14 protein-coding genes and 1 pseudogene are annotated in these 17,317 nt (G+C 66.1%); 9 read left to right on the top strand and 6 right to left on the bottom strand.

Features of this window, described 5'->3' with window-relative positions:
* Nucleotides 1–44: 44 nt before the first annotated feature.
* The 3 genes from AC3IFE_RS11605 to AC3IFE_RS11595 all read right to left on the bottom strand — a co-directional run bounded on the left by AC3IFE_RS11605 (nt 45) and on the right by AC3IFE_RS11595 (nt 3,883).
* Entirely contained in the window at nt 45–1,172 is a 1,128-nt protein-coding gene (locus AC3IFE_RS11605; protein WP_301736917.1) for an NAD(P)-dependent alcohol dehydrogenase, read from the bottom strand.
* 14 nt (nt 1,173–1,186) lie between these two features.
* Nucleotides 1,187–2,656, bottom strand: coding sequence for a benzaldehyde dehydrogenase (locus AC3IFE_RS11600; RefSeq protein WP_489190618.1), 1,470 nt, complete (start codon nt 2,654–2,656; stop codon nt 1,187–1,189).
* A 372-nt stretch (nt 2,657–3,028) separates the two neighbouring features.
* The gene (locus tag AC3IFE_RS11595) at nt 3,029–3,883 is read right to left on the bottom strand and encodes a helix-turn-helix domain-containing protein (RefSeq protein WP_489190617.1); all 855 of its coding nucleotides are present in this window, start codon (nt 3,881–3,883) and stop codon (nt 3,029–3,031) included.
* 208 nt (nt 3,884–4,091) lie between these two features.
* Between AC3IFE_RS11595 and AC3IFE_RS11590 the strand changes: the two genes are divergently transcribed.
* Complete coding sequence (locus AC3IFE_RS11590) at nt 4,092–4,964, top strand: PhzF family phenazine biosynthesis protein (RefSeq protein WP_489190616.1); 873 nt, start codon at nt 4,092–4,094, stop codon at nt 4,962–4,964.
* 3 nt (nt 4,965–4,967) lie between these two features.
* Nucleotides 4,968–6,449 carry an ATP-binding protein gene (locus tag AC3IFE_RS11585; protein ID WP_489190615.1) on the top strand — a complete coding sequence of 494 codons (1,482 nt, stop codon included), beginning with the start codon at nt 4,968–4,970 and terminating at the stop codon, nt 6,447–6,449.
* On the opposite strand, the gene AC3IFE_RS11580 is transcribed toward AC3IFE_RS11585, so the two are convergent.
* Nucleotides 6,437–6,742, bottom strand: a complete 306-nt coding sequence (locus tag AC3IFE_RS11580) for a hypothetical protein (RefSeq protein WP_489190614.1) — start codon at nt 6,740–6,742, stop codon at nt 6,437–6,439. The two genes, AC3IFE_RS11585 and AC3IFE_RS11580, sit on opposite strands and share 13 nt — an antisense overlap.
* Before the next feature lie 571 nt (nt 6,743–7,313).
* Here AC3IFE_RS11580 and AC3IFE_RS11575 point away from each other — a divergent pair.
* The 7 genes and pseudogenes from AC3IFE_RS11575 to AC3IFE_RS11545 form a co-directional block, all read left to right on the top strand.
* Nucleotides 7,314–7,532 (top strand): annotated as a pseudogene (locus AC3IFE_RS11575) (muconate cycloisomerase); the annotation flags it as partial.
* Between the two features lie 118 nt (nt 7,533–7,650).
* A complete protein-coding gene (catA, locus tag AC3IFE_RS11570; protein ID WP_489190613.1) occupies nt 7,651–8,601 on the top strand; it encodes a catechol 1,2-dioxygenase in 951 nt (316 codons plus the stop codon).
* A 116-nt stretch (nt 8,602–8,717) separates the two neighbouring features.
* Nucleotides 8,718–10,076 (top strand): Rieske 2Fe-2S domain-containing protein, encoded by a 1,359-nt coding sequence (locus tag AC3IFE_RS11565; RefSeq protein WP_489190612.1) that lies wholly within the window; start codon nt 8,718–8,720, stop codon nt 10,074–10,076.
* Entirely contained in the window at nt 10,073–10,561 is a 489-nt protein-coding gene (gene benB / locus AC3IFE_RS11560; protein WP_489190611.1) for a benzoate 1,2-dioxygenase small subunit, read from the top strand. The genes AC3IFE_RS11565 and benB overlap by 4 nt, the downstream gene beginning before the upstream one ends.
* Nucleotides 10,562–10,600: 39 nt before the next feature.
* On the top strand, nt 10,601–11,623 hold the full coding sequence (gene benC, locus AC3IFE_RS11555) for a benzoate 1,2-dioxygenase electron transfer component BenC (RefSeq protein ID WP_489190610.1): 1,023 nt from the start codon (nt 10,601–10,603) through the stop codon (nt 11,621–11,623).
* Nucleotides 11,620–12,396 carry a benzoate diol dehydrogenase BenD gene (benD, locus tag AC3IFE_RS11550; protein WP_489190609.1) on the top strand — a complete coding sequence of 259 codons (777 nt, stop codon included), beginning with the start codon at nt 11,620–11,622 and terminating at the stop codon, nt 12,394–12,396. The genes benC and benD overlap by 4 nt, the downstream gene beginning before the upstream one ends.
* Before the next feature lie 106 nt (nt 12,397–12,502).
* Nucleotides 12,503–12,901, top strand: coding sequence for a RidA family protein (locus AC3IFE_RS11545; protein ID WP_489190608.1), 399 nt, complete (start codon nt 12,503–12,505; stop codon nt 12,899–12,901).
* Nucleotides 12,902–13,036: 135 nt separating this feature from the next.
* Here the strand turns inward: AC3IFE_RS11545 and AC3IFE_RS11540 are convergent, their stop codons facing one another.
* Both AC3IFE_RS11540 and AC3IFE_RS11535 read right to left on the bottom strand, forming a co-directional pair.
* Nucleotides 13,037–16,177 (bottom strand): efflux RND transporter permease subunit, encoded by a 3,141-nt coding sequence (locus tag AC3IFE_RS11540; protein WP_489190606.1) that lies wholly within the window; start codon nt 16,175–16,177, stop codon nt 13,037–13,039.
* Nucleotides 16,174–17,298 carry an efflux RND transporter periplasmic adaptor subunit gene (locus AC3IFE_RS11535; RefSeq protein ID WP_489190605.1) on the bottom strand — a complete coding sequence of 375 codons (1,125 nt, stop codon included), beginning with the start codon at nt 17,296–17,298 and terminating at the stop codon, nt 16,174–16,176. Before AC3IFE_RS11535 ends, AC3IFE_RS11540 begins: the two co-directional genes overlap by 4 nt.
* Nucleotides 17,299–17,317: the final 19 nt, after the last annotated feature.

Below are 17,317 nucleotides of genomic sequence, written 5' to 3'. Positions count from 1 at the left end.
GTGCCGCCGCGAGGGGCGGCGGCACGCACGGCGCCCGCGCGCGCTCAATGCGGCATCCGCAGGATGGGCTTCAGCGTGATCCCCTTGCTGCTGTCTTCCGCCGCCTGGTTGATCTGGTCGAGCGGATAGAACTTCACCAGCCGGTCGAATGGAAACCGCCCTTGCAGATACAACTGCACGAGCTGCGGAATGAACGTCTGCGGCACGCTGTCGCCTTCGACGATGCCGCGGATCGTATGGCCGCCGAGCAGCAGGCTGTTCACGTCGAATTCGGCTTTCGTGCCGAGCTTCGGCGCGCCGACCACGCCCATCGTGCCGCGCGAGCCGAGCGCGTCGATCCCTTGCGACAGCACCGCCGGCAGCCCGGTCGATTCGAGCGCGTAGTCGACGCCGCCGCCGGTGATCTCGCGGATCGCGTCGACCACGTCGATTTCCTTGCTGTTGATCGCATGCGTCGCGCCGAGTTCGAGCGCCAGCGCGAGCCGCGACGGCACGATGTCGACCGCGATGATCGTCGTCGCGCCGGCGATGCGCGCGGCCATCACGGCGCTCATCCCGACCGCGCCCGCACCGAAGCTCGCGAAGCTGCTGCCCGGGCGCACCGCGAGCGAGTTGATCACCGCGCCCGCGCCGGTCTGGATTCCGCAGCCGAGCGGGCCGAGCAGCTCGAGCGGTGCTTCCTTCGGCACCTTGATCGCGTTGTTCTCGCGTGCGAGCGCGTAGCTCGCGAACGACGACTGCGTGAAGAAGTGATCGTGCAGCGGTTGACCGGCTTCGTCGCGGATGGCCGTCTGCCCGTCGGCGTCGGCGCCGCCGAAATTCAGCGCGAAGAACTGCCGGCAATACGCGCCGTGGCCGCCGACGCACGACGCGCAATGGCCGCACGCGCCGTAGGTCAGCACGACGTGATCGCCGGCGGCGAGCGTCTTCACGTTCGGGCCGACCGCCTCCACCACGCCGGCGCCTTCGTGACCGAGCACGGCCGGCAGCGGCACCGGATAGTACTGGTCGCGCACGATCAGGTCGGTATGGCACAGGCCGGTCGCGACGACGCGCACGAGCACCTCGTCGCCGCGCGGCGCGCGGATGCGGGCCGGTTCAATCGAGAAGGGCGCGCCGGCGGCGCGCGCGACGGCCGCGGTGACGGCGCGTGCATCGTTTTCGGTGTACATGGTCGGTCTCCTCGTCAAATCGGATACAGCGGCGCTTCGCCCTTGATCGTCAGCCACTGCCACTGCGTGAATTCCTCCCAGTTTGCCGCACCGCCGATACTCGTGCCGTTGCCCGACGCGCCGACGCCGCCGAACGGGTTGATCACTTCGTCGTTGACCGTCTGGTCGTTGATGTGCAGCAGCCCCGTGTTCAGCCGCTCGCCGATCCTCAGCGCGCGGCCGACGTCCGCCGACAGGATCGCCATCGACAGCCCGTATTCGGTGCGGTTCGCGAGCGCGATCGCGTCTTCGTCGGTATCGAACGGCACGACGATCGCGACCGGCCCGAAAATCTCCTCGTCGAACGCCGGATTGCCCGGCGCGACGCCGCTCAGCACGGTCGGCTCGAAGAACAGGCCGCGATGATTGCCGCCCGTCTCGACCCGCGCGCCCGCGCGGCGGGCCGCGTCGACCACGCTCGCCGCATGGTCGCGTTGCGCGGCGTTGATCAGCGGGCCGAGGCCGACGTCGCCGGTGGCCGGGTCGCCGACGCGCAGGCGCTGGGCCTTCTCGACGAGCTTCGCGACGAAGCGGTCGTGAATCGTGCGTTGCACGAGCACGCGGCCGGTCGCCATGCAGATCTGGCCTTGGTGCAGATACGCGCCCCACGCGGTGTTCGCGATCGCGCGGTCGAGGTCGGCATCGTCGAGCACGATCAGCGAATTCTTGCCGCCGAGTTCGAGCGATACCTTCTTCAGGTGGCGGCCGGCCGCTTCGCCGACCTTGCGCCCGGCCGCGGTGGAGCCGGTGAACTGGATCATCGCGACGTGCGGATCGGCGACCAGCGCCGCGCCGGCCGCGCCGTCGCCCGGCAGCACGTGCAACACGCCTTCGGGCAAGCCGGCGAGCTCGAACACCCGGGCGATCGCGACGCCGCCGCACACGGCGGTGCGCGGATCGGGTTTCAGCACGACCGCGTTGCCGAGCGCGAGCGCCGGCGCGACCGCGCGTATCGCGAGGTACAGCGGGAAATTGAACGGCGAGATCACGCCGACCACGCCGCGCGGGCGGCGGCGCGCGAGCGACAACCGGCCGGCCGCCGACGGCAGCACTTCGCCGGCCGCGCGCGACGGCAGGCCGGCCGCTTCGTGCAGCGCCTTGATCGTGACCGACGTTTCGAACGCGGCCTTCGCGCGCGTCGAGCCGCTTTCGCGCACGAGCCAGTCGACGATCGAATCGAAGTGCGTTTCGGCGACGGCCGCCGCGCGGCGCAGGACCGCCGCGCGCGCGTCGTAGGGCAGGGCAAACCAGGCGGGCTGGGTGCGGTGTGCGGTGGCCGAGGCTTCGGCGATGGCGGCGCCGTCGGCAAGACCGATGCGGCCGAGCGTGTGGCCGGTCGCCGGTTCGATCACGTCGGCCAAGTGCGGGCTCGCGTGCCAGCGGCCGGTGAAGATCTTGCCGCGCCAGATGTCGATGTCGAACAGTACGGGGTGGATGCTATCCATGTGCGCTCCTGGGAAAATCGGTTCGGCCGGATCGTTGCTTGGGCGTCGACCGGCATGCGCGCGAAGGTAGGCGAGAGCGGTGAAAGGGGGGTATCCGGGTTTTTTCCCATCCGTCGCGCCCGCATGGACTGGCGGGGGAAGGCGATTCGGTGTGCGGAAATTGAACAGTCGCTGGGTGGACGTGTGCCGCACGCGGTGTGACGACACGGCGGATATCGTCGGTGCGGCATCGGCCGTTCACCGTCACAGTCTGGCGCTGTCGCCGGTAAACCGGCGGCAGCAAGCTTATCGCGAGCGGTCAGGTGCGGCAGGATTTACCGGATGAGTGGTTCGAATCCGATGGGGCCGACAGAAGTCAGAAGTGACGAGACGTCAGTTGCATCGAGTACGGGATGCCTTCAGCTCGCGGGGCGAAGGCAGACCGAACTTGTTGAAGAGCCTTGCCAGATAGGACGGTGATTCGATCCCGACGCTCAGGGCTGCCGACAGCACGGTCGTGCCGGGAACATTCAAGAGCGAACGCGCGCGCATGACACGTTGCCGGAGCTGATAATCGGTGAGGCTTTCGCCGGTCTCCTCGCGGAAGATCCGGGTGAGATGACGTCGCGATATCGCGAATTCCGAAGCGATTGTCTCGATATCGATCCGCTCCGCCAGCCTGACGTCGAGATACGCCTTGATTTCATTGACCCGTTGCTCGCGCGAAGCCTTCGGATTCGCATCGCTCGGTGCGGCGCCGAGCATCGCCGCCACGCACGCCGACGCAATCAGCCGATCGACCAGATCGTTTTGATACCGCGACATATCGTGCGCTTCCCCCGTTTTGTCGTCCGCGTCGAACTGTGTTTGCAAACGCAGCGCCCCGAGCAGCGCAGGCGGTGGCACGCAGTAGCGCGGGGCGTCGTCCCCGGCGATCCGGACGTTGGATTTGCGCGCACAAAACGAAACGAAGTCGCGCTCCGCGTAGACCGCCGTATGACAGTGCTCGCCGGGATTGCTCGCCGTGTCGTGAAAAATCCCGGCAGGAACCATCGCAAGCACGCCGGCGCTGATGCGCTGCGCATGCTTGGAACACTCGGAAGTCAGCGTCAGCGTGCCTTGACTCGGCAGCAGGAACATGAACTCTTCGTGCTCGTGCCACGACGTCACGTAATCGGCCATCGTGATGCGACGGGTCGCAGCCACGCGGTCGGCGGGAATGTGCGATTTAGACGTCTGATAAAACATGGCGATTACCTGCGACTGGGGGCTTCATAAGGAATGGGCGATGCGCTGACGCCAACCGCCATGGCCCGATAGTGAGCATGTTCCGGCCCAAATGGAAGCGAAGAAACAACGCGGATCGTGCATGCTGCGAGGGACGACGGACTGGCCTTCGCGCCAGCTTCACAAAAGGCCGCACACCGATAGGCGGGGTTAATCAGGGAGCAAGCGAATGAGCATCGTACAACGTGTGCGGCTTGTACGGGTATTTTCCACCACCGACGACGGCGGCAATCCGGCCCCGATTGTGCTCGACGCGAACGGCTGGTCCGACGCGCAGATGAAAGAGGTGGCCCGCGCGTATGGTCTCGAAAGCGGGTTTGTGATGCGCGCCCTCGATCCGCGCCATGATTTCCGCTTCCGCTTTTTCGTGCCCAACCACGAGATGGAGATGTGCGGACACGCGACGCTGGGCGCATTGTGGCTGCTGCGTCACACAGGCGTATGGCACACGAACACGGCGCTGATTGAAACGCTGAGCGGCAGCGTCGAAGCGCGGTACGACGCGTCCGACGCACGGATCGAAGTCAGCCAGCCCGCGGGACGCGTCGAGCCGGTTGTCGACGCGGCGCTCATTGCCAGGACACGCGACGTGTTGAACCTCGATGCGGACGATCTGCTGCCGCTCGGCATCGTCAACGCGACGACGAGCCGCACGAAAACGCTGGTGCCGATCCGCACGACCTCACGGCTGAATGCGATCACGCCGAAACTCGACCAGATCGAAGCCTTATGCGACGCGCTGTCGTCGACCGGCCTGTATCCGTTTTCGCTCGATGCCAATGCCCCGCACGTGTTCGACGCACGGCAGTTCCCGCGCGCGTCCGGCTATCCGGAAGACGCGGCCACCGGCATCGCCGCGGCAGCGCTCCTGTACGGCGCGCATCGCCATGGGCTCGTCACCCGAGGGGGACGCGGCATCGTCGTGCGTCAGGGCGTGGCGATGGGCCGTCCGTCCGCGATCACGGTGAACTTTCGCGATTCGGCCGATGAAAGCAGAGGGTGCTGGCTCAGTGGACCGGTTTGTCTGATGGACGGGGCCTGAGCCATGTTGGCAGGCACACTCGAAGTCGATTTGTCGACGCGCTCGTTACGACGTGACGGGAAGGCTATCCATGTCGGTTCGCGTGCCTTCGACGTGCTCGCGGTACTGTTGTCGGCGGAGGGACGTCTCGTAACGAAAGACGAGTTGATGGCCGCGGTCTGGCCCGGCACGGTAGTTGAAGAAAACAATCTGCAGGTGCACATTTCCGCGTTGCGCAAATTGTTCGGATCGCAACGCGACCTGATCGTGACCGTACCCGGTCGCGGTTACCAACTGACGCAGAGATCCGCCCCGAGCGCGAATTCGACGCCGGCTACACCGCTCAGGCAGGGCGACAGCGATATCCCGCGACGGCACGGACAGCTCATTGGGCGCGATAGCCTGGTCTCCAATATCGCGGCAACACTGGACACGACGCATATATTGACACTGGTGGGCGCCGGTGGCGTCGGGAAAACGAGCGCGGCAATTGAAGTGGCTCATGCGGCAGCCAGCGGCCGTTTTGATATCACACGTTTCGTCGCGCTTTCCGATGCGGCGTCCCCGGAAGCGGTTCTGCAGAAAATCGCGACGGCATTCGGCCTGTCGATAGGGTGCGACAGGCCGGCTGTCGACGCGCTGGTCGCAGCTTTGCCGCGAGACCGCACGCTGCTGGTGCTGGACAACGCCGAGCACGTCGTCGATGCAGTCGCTCGACTGGTCGATTCAGTTTGCATGCGGCTGGACAACGTGCGGGTACTCGTCACGAGCCGCGAGCGGTTGAGGGTGTCCGGTGAGACGGTCTTCCACGTGCGTCCGCTCCAGGTGCCACGCCCGGAGTCATCCATCGCGGAACTGCTGGATTGCGAGGCAGTGCAAATGTTCTTGCAGCGCGCAAAACAGTCGGGTTGCGACCTCGATACTTTAAGAAAAAGCGCTCGTCTCGTCGGGGACATCTGTCGTCGCCTCGACGGTAATCCCCTCGCGATCGAAATGGCGGTCGGGCGTATCGGTGCCTTGGGCGTTCGAGGTGTTCACGGATTTCTCGACGATCGCTTCCAGTTGCTGACGCGGGGATACAGGACGGCGCTTGCGCACCACCAGACGTTACAGGCCAGCTTCGATTGGAGCTTTGCGTCGCTGAGCCCGTCGAGTCAGAAGCTATTGGGTCACGTGGCGGCATTCCAGACTGCTTTTACGTTCGAGGCATTGCGCGCGCTGGTATGTGATGCGAGGTATACGCTGTCCGACGTTGCCAGCGACATCGCCGAACTGACCGAGAAGTCGCTCGTGAGCGTCGAGCCGGGCAACGGCGAACATCGATTTTTCCTTTCCGAATCCGCTAGAGCATACGCGTTGCAAAAGCGTCGTATCGGAGGAAAGGACATTCGAATGCTCGCGCACTATGCCGGGTACCACTTCGGTGCTTGTGAGGAGGCGCCGACCATGGAAACGGGATCGCTCAACGAGAAAGTGGAAGAGCGGGAGCTGGCCTACGGCATCTGAGCACGTACGGAAATCGCAGGCCCGGACCCGCTAACGCAGCCTGAACGAATGGCGGCGAGCGGTGGTCCCACCCCAAAGCTGATCGACCGAAACGCGTCGGGCCGTTTCGAAACAATCCCTCCCGTGGCGACCTTCCGTCTCTTCAGGCGCGTGCACGCCCATCGCACCGCCATCGCTTTATGATCGCCGCGAACGTTGTGCGCGTCGGTACGCATCCGCGTGAGTGGCGCCATGACGACGCGATAGTCGAGCGGATAGGGGCCGATCTGAGTCCGGGTGAAGAGCGTGTTCATTGCGCGTTACCTGGAAAAAGTAAAAGAGGGAGAGGCCTTGGGGATCTTCAGGGCAAGCGCGAATCCGCAGAAGACGGCACCGGGTGATAGCTGTCATTCCTGCTCGGAATAGTTTGAAGCGCGGCGCGTCGAGCGTCATGGGGCATCGTCGGGCTCTGGCCCGATAGTGGCCGTCAGCTTCTGACGGCCGACGCATATCGGTGACGAACGCCGATATCCGCCCACGCGCTTCCTTCCGGTCATTCGCGAAAACCGATGCCGAAACCGAAGGCCGGATGGCCGGCCCACGGTTTTTCCCGTCAGGAAAACCCTGATCGACCCGGCAGGCCGCCGGTTTCAGCCGGGTTTTTCCCGTGCCGAAACCACTCGCGCCGCTTCCCCGCCCAAGCGATATGGCGTACCCGCGCCACCCCGCTCCATCAAGCCTTTAGGCCCGCATATCTAGCTAAAACAGGTATGGTGCAACGCAATATTCCCGATCTAAAGTCGGATTTCGATACCCATAAGGTATAAAAAATCCCGCCTAAAAGTATTGGACGCGTCATTTCCCCGCCGCGTATAAATCCATTTCATGAACAGCCCCCACGCAGCGCGCTCCACGTCCTCCGCCACCATCGAACGCATCGAAACCCGCCTCGTCGATCTGCCGGCGATCCGCCCGCACAAGCTGTCGGTGGCCACGATGCACGGTCAGACCTTGATGCTGGCGAAGGTGTTCGGTAGCGGCGGCGTGACCGGTATCGGCGAAGGCACGACGATCGCGGGTATAGCCCACTGCCCGGAAAGCCCGGCATCGCGCTCGACGAGAACGAGGTCGGGCGCTTCGCCCGGAAGAGGCTGACGAACGTCACGCGGCAATCGAGTCAGGCAAAGACCGTCATCCCCCCAATACACATGGAGACAGCATCATGAGCGTCAAAGTTTTCGATACCCGGGAAGTGCAGGACCTGCTGAAGGCCGCATCGAACGCGGGCGGGAGCGGCGAAAACGGCACGAAAGGCGACGCACGCACGCAGCAGATCGTGCTGCGCCTGCTCGGCGATCTGTTCAAGGCGATCGACGATCTCGACGTCACGCCCGACGAAGTGTGGGCCGGCGTGAACTATCTGAACAAGCTTGGTCAGGACGGCGAAGCGGCGCTGCTCGCGGCCGGCCTCGGTCTCGAGAAGTATCTCGACATTCGGATGGATGCCGAGGACGAGGCGATCGGTCTCGACGGCGGCACGCCGCGCACGATCGAGGGGCCGCTGTACGTGGCGGGCGCGCCGGTGCGCGACGGCGTCGCGAAGATCGACCTCGACGCGGACGACGGCGCGGGCCCGCTCGTGATCCACGGCACGGTGAAGGATCTCGACGGCAAGCCGGTGGCCGGCGCGCTGGTCGAGTGCTGGCATGCGAATTCGCACGGGTTCTATTCGCACTTCGACCCGACCGGCAAGCAGAGCGATTTCAACCTGCGCGGCGCGGTGAGGACGGGCGCCGACGGCCAATACGAATTCCGCACGCTGATGCCGGTCGGCTACGGCTGCCCACCGCAGGGCGCGACGCAGCACCTGCTGAACCGTCTCGGCCGCCACGGCAACCGCCCCGCGCACGTGCACTTCTTCGTCGACAGCCCCGATCACCGCAAGCTGACGACGCAGTTCAACATCGACGGCGATCCGCTGATCTGGGATGACTTCGCGTATGCGACGCGCGAGGAACTGATTCCGCCCGTGACCGAAAAGACTGGCGGCACGTCGCTCGGCATGAAGGCCGACGCGTACCAGGACATCGAGTTCAACTTCGTGCTGACGCCGCGCGTGCAGGGCAAGGACAACCAGATCGTCGAACGCCTGCGCGCGTCCGCCGCCGCATAACCGCCGACGGCACGGCGGCGCGCGTGCGCCGCTGCTGCCGGCCGGTCCCCCGAGATTCAACCGATACCGATGCGAGCGTGCTTGCAGGACGCGGCACGCGCATGGAAGGAGCCATCATGTCCGTCACGATCGACGCTACGAACGAACTGGATCACCTGCTGGAAACCGCCGTGCAGGATGACAAGCAGGCCGGCATCTTCCGCTGCCGCCGCGACATCTTCACGAACGCGGAGCTGTACGAACTCGAGATGAAGCACATCTTCGAGGGCAACTGGGTGTACCTCGCGCACGAAAGCCAGATTCCCGACAACAACGATTACTACACGACGTGGATCGGCCGCCAGCCGATCGTCATCACGCGCGACAAGACCGGCGAGCTGCATGCGGTGATCAATGCGTGTGCGCACAAGGGCGCGATGCTGTGCCGCCGCAAGCACGGCAACAAGGGCAGCTTCACGTGCCCGTTCCACGGCTGGACCTTTTCGAACACCGGCAAGCTGCTGAAGGTGAAGGACGAGAAGACGACCGAGTACCCGGTGCAGTTCAACACGCACGGCTCGCACGACCTGAAGAAGGTCGCGCGCTTCGCGAACTATCGCGGCTTCCTGTTCGGCAGCCTCAACGCCGACGTGCTGCCGCTCGAGGATTATCTCGGCGAAGCGCGCGTGATCATCGACCAGATCGTCGACCAGGCGCCGAACGGGCTCGAAGTGCTGCGCGGCAACTCGTCCTACATCTACGAAGGCAACTGGAAGATGCAGATGGAAAACGGCTGCGACGGTTACCACGTCAGCACCGTGCACTGGAACTATGCGGCGACGATGAGCCGCCGCAAGGAAGACGGCACCAAGGCGGTCGATGCGAACGGCTGGAGCAAGTCGGTCGCGGGCGTGTATGGCTTCGACAACGGCCACATCCTGCTCTGGACCAAGACGATGAACCCGGAAGTGCGGCCCGTGTACCAGCACCGCGACGAAATCCGTGCGCGCGTCGGCGACGTGCAGGCCGATTTCATCGTGAACCAGACGCGCAACCTGTGCGTGTACCCGAACGTGTTCCTGATGGACCAGTTCAGCACGCAGATCCGCGTGGTGCGGCCGCTCGGCGTCGACAAAACCGAGGTCACGATCTTCTGCTTCGCGCCGAAGGGCGAGAGCGAAGCCGATCGCACGACCCGGATTCGCCAGTACGAGGATTTCTTCAACGTGACCGGCATGGGCACGGCCGACGATCTCGAGGAGTTTCGTGCGTGCCAGGCCGGCTATGCGGGCATCACGGCGATGTGGAACGACCTGTCGCGCGGCGCGCCGCGGTGGATCGACGGGCCGGACGAGAACGCGCAAAAGATGGGGCTGAACCCGCGCATTTCCGGCGAGCGCAGCGAGGACGAAGGGCTGTTCGTGTGCCAGCACGAACACTGGGTGCACGTGATGCGCGATGCGCTGAAAAAGGAACGCGGGGAGGTGGCGGCATGAGCTTCGATTACCGGACGATTTGCGCGGCGCTGTATCGCGAGGCGCGCCTGCTCGACGATCGCGAGTGGGACGCGTGGCTGACCTGCTACACGGAGGACGTCACGTACTGGATGCCCGCGTGGGACGACGACGATCGGCCGACCGACGATCCGCAGCGCCAGATCTCGCTGATGTATTACACGGACCGCGGCGGCCTCGAGGATCGCGTGTTCCGGATCAAGACCGAGCGCAGCGGTGCATCGACGCCCGAGCCGCGCACCAGCCACAACGTGACGAACGTCGAGGTGCTGGCCGAACGCGACGGCGAGGTCGACGTGCGCTACAACTTCCACACGCTGAACCATCGTTACCGCGTGACCGATCACTTTTTCGGCACGATGTTCGTCACGTTGCGCCGGGCGGGCGATGCGCTGCTTATTTCACACAAGAAGATCGTGCTGAAGAACGACTACATCCGGCAGGTGCTGGACGTGTATCACGTCTGACGCCGTTGGTTTGCCATGAAAGGAAGTGGAGGTGACGCGATGTCCAGCTACAAGATTGCATTGAATTTCGAGGACGGGGTGACCCGCTTCATCGACTGCAAGGCCGGCGAGAAGGTGCTCGACGCGGCCTTTCGCGCGAAGATCAACCTGCCGATGGATTGCTCCGACGGCGTGTGCGGCACCTGCAAGTGCCGCGCGGAAAGCGGCCGCTACGACCTCGGCGACGATTACATCGACGATGCGCTCACCGAGGACGAAAAAGACGGCGGCCTCGTGCTGACGTGCCAGATGGTGCCGCACAGCGATTGCGTGATCGCGGTGCCGACGTCGTCGGTCGCGTGCAAGACGGGGCAGAGCAGCTTTGCCGCCACGGTCACGAAGGTCGAGCAGCACAACGATGCGGCCGTCGTGCTCGAACTCGACGTCGGCGCGAGCGCGCCGGCGTTCCTGCCCGGACAGTACGTGAACATCGGCGTGCCGGGCAGCGGCCAGCATCGCTCGTACTCGTTTTCGTCCGCACCGGGCGACGCGAAGGTCGGATTCCTGATCAAGAAAATATCCGGCGGCGTGATGAGCACCTGGCTCGAATCGGCGAAACCCGGCGATACGCTCGAACTGCACGGACCGCTCGGCAGCTTCTACCTGCGCGACGTGCGGCGGCCGCTGCTGTTCCTCGCGGGCGGCACGGGCCTCGCGCCGTTCCTGTCGATGCTCGACGTGCTCGCGCGCAGCGGGTCGCAGCAGAAGGTGCACCTGATCTACGGCGTCACGCGCGATCTCGATCTCGTGCTGGTCGACGCGATCGAAGCGCTGGCGGCGGAGCTGCCGAACTTCAGCTTCGCGACGGTCGTTGCGGATGCGGCATCGAACCACGCACGCAAGGGCTGGGTCACGCAGCACATTCCGGCCGACGCGCTGAACGACGGCGACGTCGACGTGTATCTGTGCGGCCCGCCGCCGATGGTCGATGCGGTGCGCCAGTATTTCGACGACGCGGGCGTGAAGCCGAACAGCTTCCACTACGAGAAGTTCACCCCCAACGTCACGGTAAAGGCGGCATGATCATGCAACGATTCTCCGGCAAGATCCTCGTCGTCACCGGCGCGGCGCAGGGCATCGGCCGCGGTGTCGCGCTGCGCGCGGCGGCCGAGGGCGGCAGGGTGCTGTTCGTCGATCGCGCGGATTTCGTCGCCGAGGTGGCGGCCGAGGCGACCGGCGGCGAGACGGCGGGCTTCGTTGCGGACCTCGAATCCTATGAGGGCGCGCATGCTGCGGTCGCATATGCAGTGCGGCGGTTCGGCGGCATCGACATCCTGATCAACGGCGTCGGCGGCGCGATTCGGATGCGGCCGTTCGCCGAGTTCGAGCCGGCGCAGATCGACGCGGAAATCCGCCGCTCACTGATGCCGACGCTCTATGCGTGTCACGCCGCGCTGCCGCACCTGGTCGCGCGCGGCGGCGGCACGATCGTCAACATCTCGTCGAATGCGACGCGCGGCATCCGCCGGGTGCCGTACTCGGCGGCGAAAGGCGGCGTGAACGCGCTGACGTCGGCGCTCGCGATGGAGTATGCGGAACACAATATCCGCGTCGTCGCCACCGCGCCGGGCGGCACCAGCGCGCCGCCGCGCCGCGTACCGCGCAATGCGGCCGGCGACACCGGGCAGGAACAGGCGTGGATGGCCGAGGCCGTGCGGCAGGTGACCGACTCGACGTACTTCAAGCGCTACGGCAGCCTCGACGAGCAGATCGCGCCGATCCTGTTTCTCGCGTCGGACGAGGCGAGCTACATCACCGGCACGGTGCTGCCGGTCGCGGGCGGCGATACGGGTTGAAGGGCGCGCTGCCGACTTGCCTGCTTCACCGTGCGCGCGCCGCGGCCGGGCGCACGATGACCGTCACATGACCGGCCGGCGCGGCAAGCCGGCCACGGAGAACCTCATGAGCACACGCGAAGCGATTATTCCCGCCGGCATGGAAGCCGTATACGAAAAAATCGGCTATGCGCCGGCGATCAAGGTCGGCGATACGGTTTACGTGTCCGGCCAGATCGGCCGCGACACGGCGATGCAACTTGTCGAGGATCGCGAAGCGCAGATCGTGCAGGCGTTCGAGAACCTGAGGCGCGTGCTGGACGCGGCCGGTGCGTCGTTCGACGACGTGGTCGACCTCACGACTTTCCATACCGACATGCGCGACCTGCCGCTGTTCATGCAGGTGCGCGACCGCTATTTCCACGCGCATCCGCGGCCGGCATGGACGGCCGTCGGTGCGCATATGCTCGGCGGCACACCCGGCTATATCGTCGAGATCAAAGCGGTGGCGGTGCCACGGCGGTGATCGACGGGCATCGTTCACCGGTGCCGCGCTTGCCGTCGATAGGGCGGTTTCGTCGATCGACCCGTCGCGCGAGCCGGAATTGCCTGTGCAGGCCCGAATCGATCGGGCCGGCCGGCACGACGAATGGCGGACGGATCAATCGCGCGCGTCGACCGCGGGCTGAAGCGCAGGCTCGCCCGGCGCTGCCGGTTCATGCGCGCCGCGATCCGAGCCGGCGGCCCGGCCCGGCCCGATCCTGAACCAGATCGCGTACATCGCCGGCAGGAACACCAGCGTGAGGATCGTCCCGGCGAACGTGCCGCCGATCAGCGTGTACGCGAGCGTGCCCCAGAACACCGAATGCGTGAGCGGAATGAACGCGAGCACGGCCGCCATCGCGGTGAGGATCACCGGCCGCGCGCGCTGCACGGTCGCCTCGACGACCGCATGGAACGGATCCAGCCCGGCCTGTTCGTTCTGATGGATCTGCCCGATCAGGATCAGCGTATTGCGCATCAGGATCCCCGACAGCGCAATGAGTCCGACCAGCGCATTGATGCCGAACGGTTGCCCAAACAGAATCAGCGTCGGCACCACCCCGATCAGCCCGAGCGGGCTCGTCATGAACACCATCACCATCGCCGAGATCGAGCGCACCTGGAAGATGATGATGACGAGCGTGATCGCGAGCATGATCGGAAACAGCGGCAGCATCGCCGTCGTCGCCTTGCCCGATTCCTCGATGGAGCCGGCTTCTTCGATCCTGTAGCCGCTCGGCAACCGCGCGACGATCGGCTGTAGCTGCTTCGTGATCGCGGCCGATACGTCCGGCGGCTGCAAACCGTCGGCGATGTCGCCGCGCACCGTGATCGTCGGCACGCGATCGCGCCAGCGCATGATCGGCTCCTCCATCCGCACGTCGACCTTGCCGACCTGCGACAGCGGAATGCGCTGCCCGTTCGCGCCGGCGAGCGTGAAGTCGTCGAGCCGCGCCGGGTCGAGCCGCGCATCGCCGCCCGAACGTGCGACGACCTGCACGGTCCGGATATCCTCGCGCACCGCGGTGACCGGCACGCCGGTCAGCAGGAACTGCAACTGCTGCGCGACCGCGCTGGACGTCAGCCCGACCGCCTGCAGGCGATCCTGCTGCAACGTGAAATGCAGCGTCGGCGCGCGCGTGCCCCAGTCGGCATTGACCGTGCGCATCATCGGGCTGCCGTTCATCACGTGCCCGACCTCGGACGCGATGCCGCGCAGCGTGTCCGGATCGGGGCCGGTGATGCGGTACGCGACCGGGAACGGCGAATACGGGCCGAACACGAGTTGCGTGACGCGCACGCGTGCTTCCGGCGCGAGGCCGTCGGCGACGGCGCGGCGCAGCCGTGCCTTCAACGCGTCGCGTTCGTCCTGGCTGTCGGTGCGCACCACGATCTTCGCGAACGACGGATCGGGCAGCTCCGGCCCCATCGCCAGATAGAAGCGCGGCGCGCCCTGGCCGACGTACGCGGTGACGATCCGCGCTTCCTTCTGCTTCGCGAGCCACGCTTCGACCTTCGACGCGGCGGCGCTCGTCTGCGAGATCGACGTGCCGTACGGCATCTGCACCTCGACGAGCACCTCGGGGCGATCGGAGATCGGGAAGAACTGTTTCTTGACGATCGCCATGCCGAGAATGGCGAAGACGAACAGGCCGACGACGGACCCCGCGACCAGCCATTTACGCGCGATCACGCGCGTCAGCAACTGGCGGAAACGGTTGTAGCGGGGCGTGTCGTAGATCGCGTCGTGGCCGCCTTCGATCTTCCTGAACTCGGGCAGCATCTTCACGCCGAGGTACGGCGTGAACACCACCGCCACGACCCACGACGCGATCAGCGCGATCCCGACGATCCAGAACATGTTGCTGGTGTATTCGCCGGCCGTGGAGCGCGCGAAGCCGTTCGGCATGAAGCCGACCGCGGTCACGAGCGTGCCGGCCAGCATCGGCGCGGCCGTATGGCTCCACGCGTAGGCCGACGCGGCCACCCGCCCGTAGCCTTGCTCCATCTTCACGACCATCATTTCGATCGCGATGATCGCGTCGTCGACGAGCAGCCCGAGCGCGAGGATCAGCGAGCCGAGCGTGATGCGGTCGAAGTTCTTGCCGGTGGCGGCCATCACGACGAACACGATGGCCAGCGTCAGCGGCACGGCCGCGGCGACCACGAGCCCCACGCGCCAGCCCATGCTGACGAAGCTCACCAGCATGACGACGAGCAGCGCGGCGAAGAACTTGACCATGAACTCGTCGACGGCCGAGCGGATGTTCACGGATTGATCGGTGACCTTGGTCAGGCTCATGCCGAGCGGCAGCCCCGCATTGATCGCGCCAACTTCGCGGTCCAGCGCGCGGCCGAGGTCGAGCCCGTTCCAGCCGTCGCGCATCACGATGCCGAGCAGCAGCGCAGGCTCGCCGTTGTTGCGGATCATGAACGTCGACGGGTCTTCGTAGCCGCGTTCGACGGTCGCGATGTCCGACAGCTTCAGCGTACGGCCCTGCGAGACGATGGGCGTATCGCGAATCTTCTGCAGCTTGTCGAACGCGCCGTCCACGCGAATGAAGATCTCCGGCCCGCGCGTCTCGACGGAGCCGGCCGCCGTCAGCACGTTCTGGCCGTTGAGCGCGGCAAATACGTCTTGCGGGCTCACGCCGAGCGTCGCGAGCCGGTCGTGCGACAGCTGCACGTAGATGCGCTCGGCCTGCTCGCCGATGATGTCGACTTTTTTCACGCCCGCCACGTGCAGCAGCCGCTGACGCAACGCTTCGGCGTCGCGCACCAGCAGGCGCTGCGGTTCGCCCTTGGCCTTCAGCGCGAACAGCGCGAACGTGACGTCCGCGTATTCGTCGTTGACCATCGGGCCGATCACGCCGGCCGGCAGGTTGGTCGCCTCGTCGCCGATCTTTTTCCGTGCCTGGTAGAACTGCTCCTGCACCTCCGACGGCGGCGTGCTGTCGAGCAGCGTCAGCGTCGTGATCGCGAGACCGGGGCGCGTATAGGTTTCGGTGCGGTCGTACCAGCGCAGCTCCTGCATGCGCTTTTCGATCTTTTCGGCGACCTGGTCGTGCATTTCCTGCGCGGTCGCGCCCGGCCATGCGGTGACGATCGTCATCACCTTGATCGTGAACGCCGGATCTTCCGCGCGGCCCAGCTTGAAGAACGACACGAGGCCGGCCAGCGAAATCAGGCAGATCAGGAAGAGGGTGATCGCGCGCTCGCGCACGGCGAGCGCGGAGAGGTTGAAGCGGCGTTCGCTCACGGCCGTGCTCCTTCGCTCGCGATGGTGGCGGCCGGCGCGGCCACGCGCACCGCGTCGCCTTCGTGCAGCAACTGCGCGCCGAGCGCGACGACGCGCTCGCCTTGCTTGAGTGCGCCGTCGCCGGATACGCGCGCGCTGTCGTCGTCGAGATGCGCGACCTTGACCGCCCGCCACGTCACCTTGGCCGGTTCGCCGGCGACGACCCACACGCCGGGCCCGTTGCCCGCGTCCAGCAGCGCGCCGATCGGCACCTGCATGCCGCGTTGCGAAGCCGTGCGCGCGTCGTCCGCGATGCGGATCGTGACGGTCGCGCCGAGCGGGGCATTGGCCAGCGCGCCCTGCAGCACGTAGCGCGCTTCGAATGTCCGCGTTCTCGGATCCGCGGTATCGGAAAGCTGGCGCAGCGTCGCGAGGACGCCGGCGTCCGGCTTGCCGAACAGCGCGGCCTGCGCGATCGACCCGATCGCCGGACGCAGGGTTTCCGGCAGCTGGATCACGGCCTCGCGGCTGCCGGCGTGCGCGAGCCGCACCACCGGCTGTCCCGCGCTGACGACCTGGCCGGGTTCCGCGAGCGTTTCCATCACCACCCCATCGCCATCCGCGACGAGTTGCGCATAGCCGGTCGCGTTGCGCGCGACGTCGGCGTCGGCCTCGGCGGCGCTCAGTTGCGCCTTTGCGGCATCGGCCGCAGCCTTGGCCTGGTCGTACGCGGATGCCGATATCGCGCCGGTGCCCCGCAGGTCGCGGTAACGGGCTTCATCCTCGGCGGTTTGCCGCGCGCGGGCCCGTGCGGCAGCGACGGCCTCGTCGCGGGCACGCGCCGCCAGCTTCAGGTCGATCGGGTCGAGCCGCATCAGCGGCTGGCCACGCCGTACGGTTTGCCCGGTATCGACGAGCCGCTCCAGCACCTTGCCGGCTACCCGGAAGCCGAGATCGCTCTGCACGCGCGCGGCGACGGTTCCGGTGAACGAGCGGGACGCGGGAGCGGCCGCCTGCACGACGGCGGTGCGCACGAGCGGCGCCTCCGTGCGCGGGTCGGACGGCGCTTTTCCGCTGCAGGCGGCTAGCGCGAGGGGCAGTGCGGAAGCGACTGCGAAGAAAGCGAGGCGACGCCGAACCATGAAAGACCCAATGACGAAG

The sequence above is a fragment of the Burkholderia sp. APQ4-4ca genome (assembly GCF_057837105.1).
This window is presented reverse-complemented; position numbering and strand designations above follow the sequence as displayed.

Bases quoted from the DNA above. Each gene is read 5' to 3' on its own strand.
- AC3IFE_RS11605 (WP_301736917.1), bottom strand. From the start codon at position 1,172: ATGTACACCGAAAACGATGCACGCGCCGTCACCGCGGCCGTCGCGCGC.
- AC3IFE_RS11600 (WP_489190618.1), bottom strand. From the start codon at position 2,656: ATGGATAGCATCCACCCCGTACTGTTCGACATCGACATCTGGCGCGGC.
- AC3IFE_RS11595 (WP_489190617.1), bottom strand. From the start codon at position 3,883: ATGTTTTATCAGACGTCTAAATCGCACATTCCCGCCGACCGCGTGGCT.
- AC3IFE_RS11590 (WP_489190616.1), top strand. From the start codon at position 4,092: ATGAGCATCGTACAACGTGTGCGGCTTGTACGGGTATTTTCCACCACC.
- AC3IFE_RS11585 (WP_489190615.1), top strand. From the start codon at position 4,968: ATGTTGGCAGGCACACTCGAAGTCGATTTGTCGACGCGCTCGTTACGA.
- AC3IFE_RS11580 (WP_489190614.1), bottom strand. From the start codon at position 6,742: ATGAACACGCTCTTCACCCGGACTCAGATCGGCCCCTATCCGCTCGAC.
- catA (WP_489190613.1), top strand. From the start codon at position 7,651: ATGAGCGTCAAAGTTTTCGATACCCGGGAAGTGCAGGACCTGCTGAAG.
- AC3IFE_RS11565 (WP_489190612.1), top strand. From the start codon at position 8,718: ATGTCCGTCACGATCGACGCTACGAACGAACTGGATCACCTGCTGGAA.
- benB (WP_489190611.1), top strand. From the start codon at position 10,073: ATGAGCTTCGATTACCGGACGATTTGCGCGGCGCTGTATCGCGAGGCG.
- benC (WP_489190610.1), top strand. From the start codon at position 10,601: ATGTCCAGCTACAAGATTGCATTGAATTTCGAGGACGGGGTGACCCGC.
- benD (WP_489190609.1), top strand. From the start codon at position 11,620: ATGATCATGCAACGATTCTCCGGCAAGATCCTCGTCGTCACCGGCGCG.
- AC3IFE_RS11545 (WP_489190608.1), top strand. From the start codon at position 12,503: ATGAGCACACGCGAAGCGATTATTCCCGCCGGCATGGAAGCCGTATAC.
- AC3IFE_RS11535 (WP_489190605.1), bottom strand. From the start codon at position 17,298: ATGGTTCGGCGTCGCCTCGCTTTCTTCGCAGTCGCTTCCGCACTGCCC.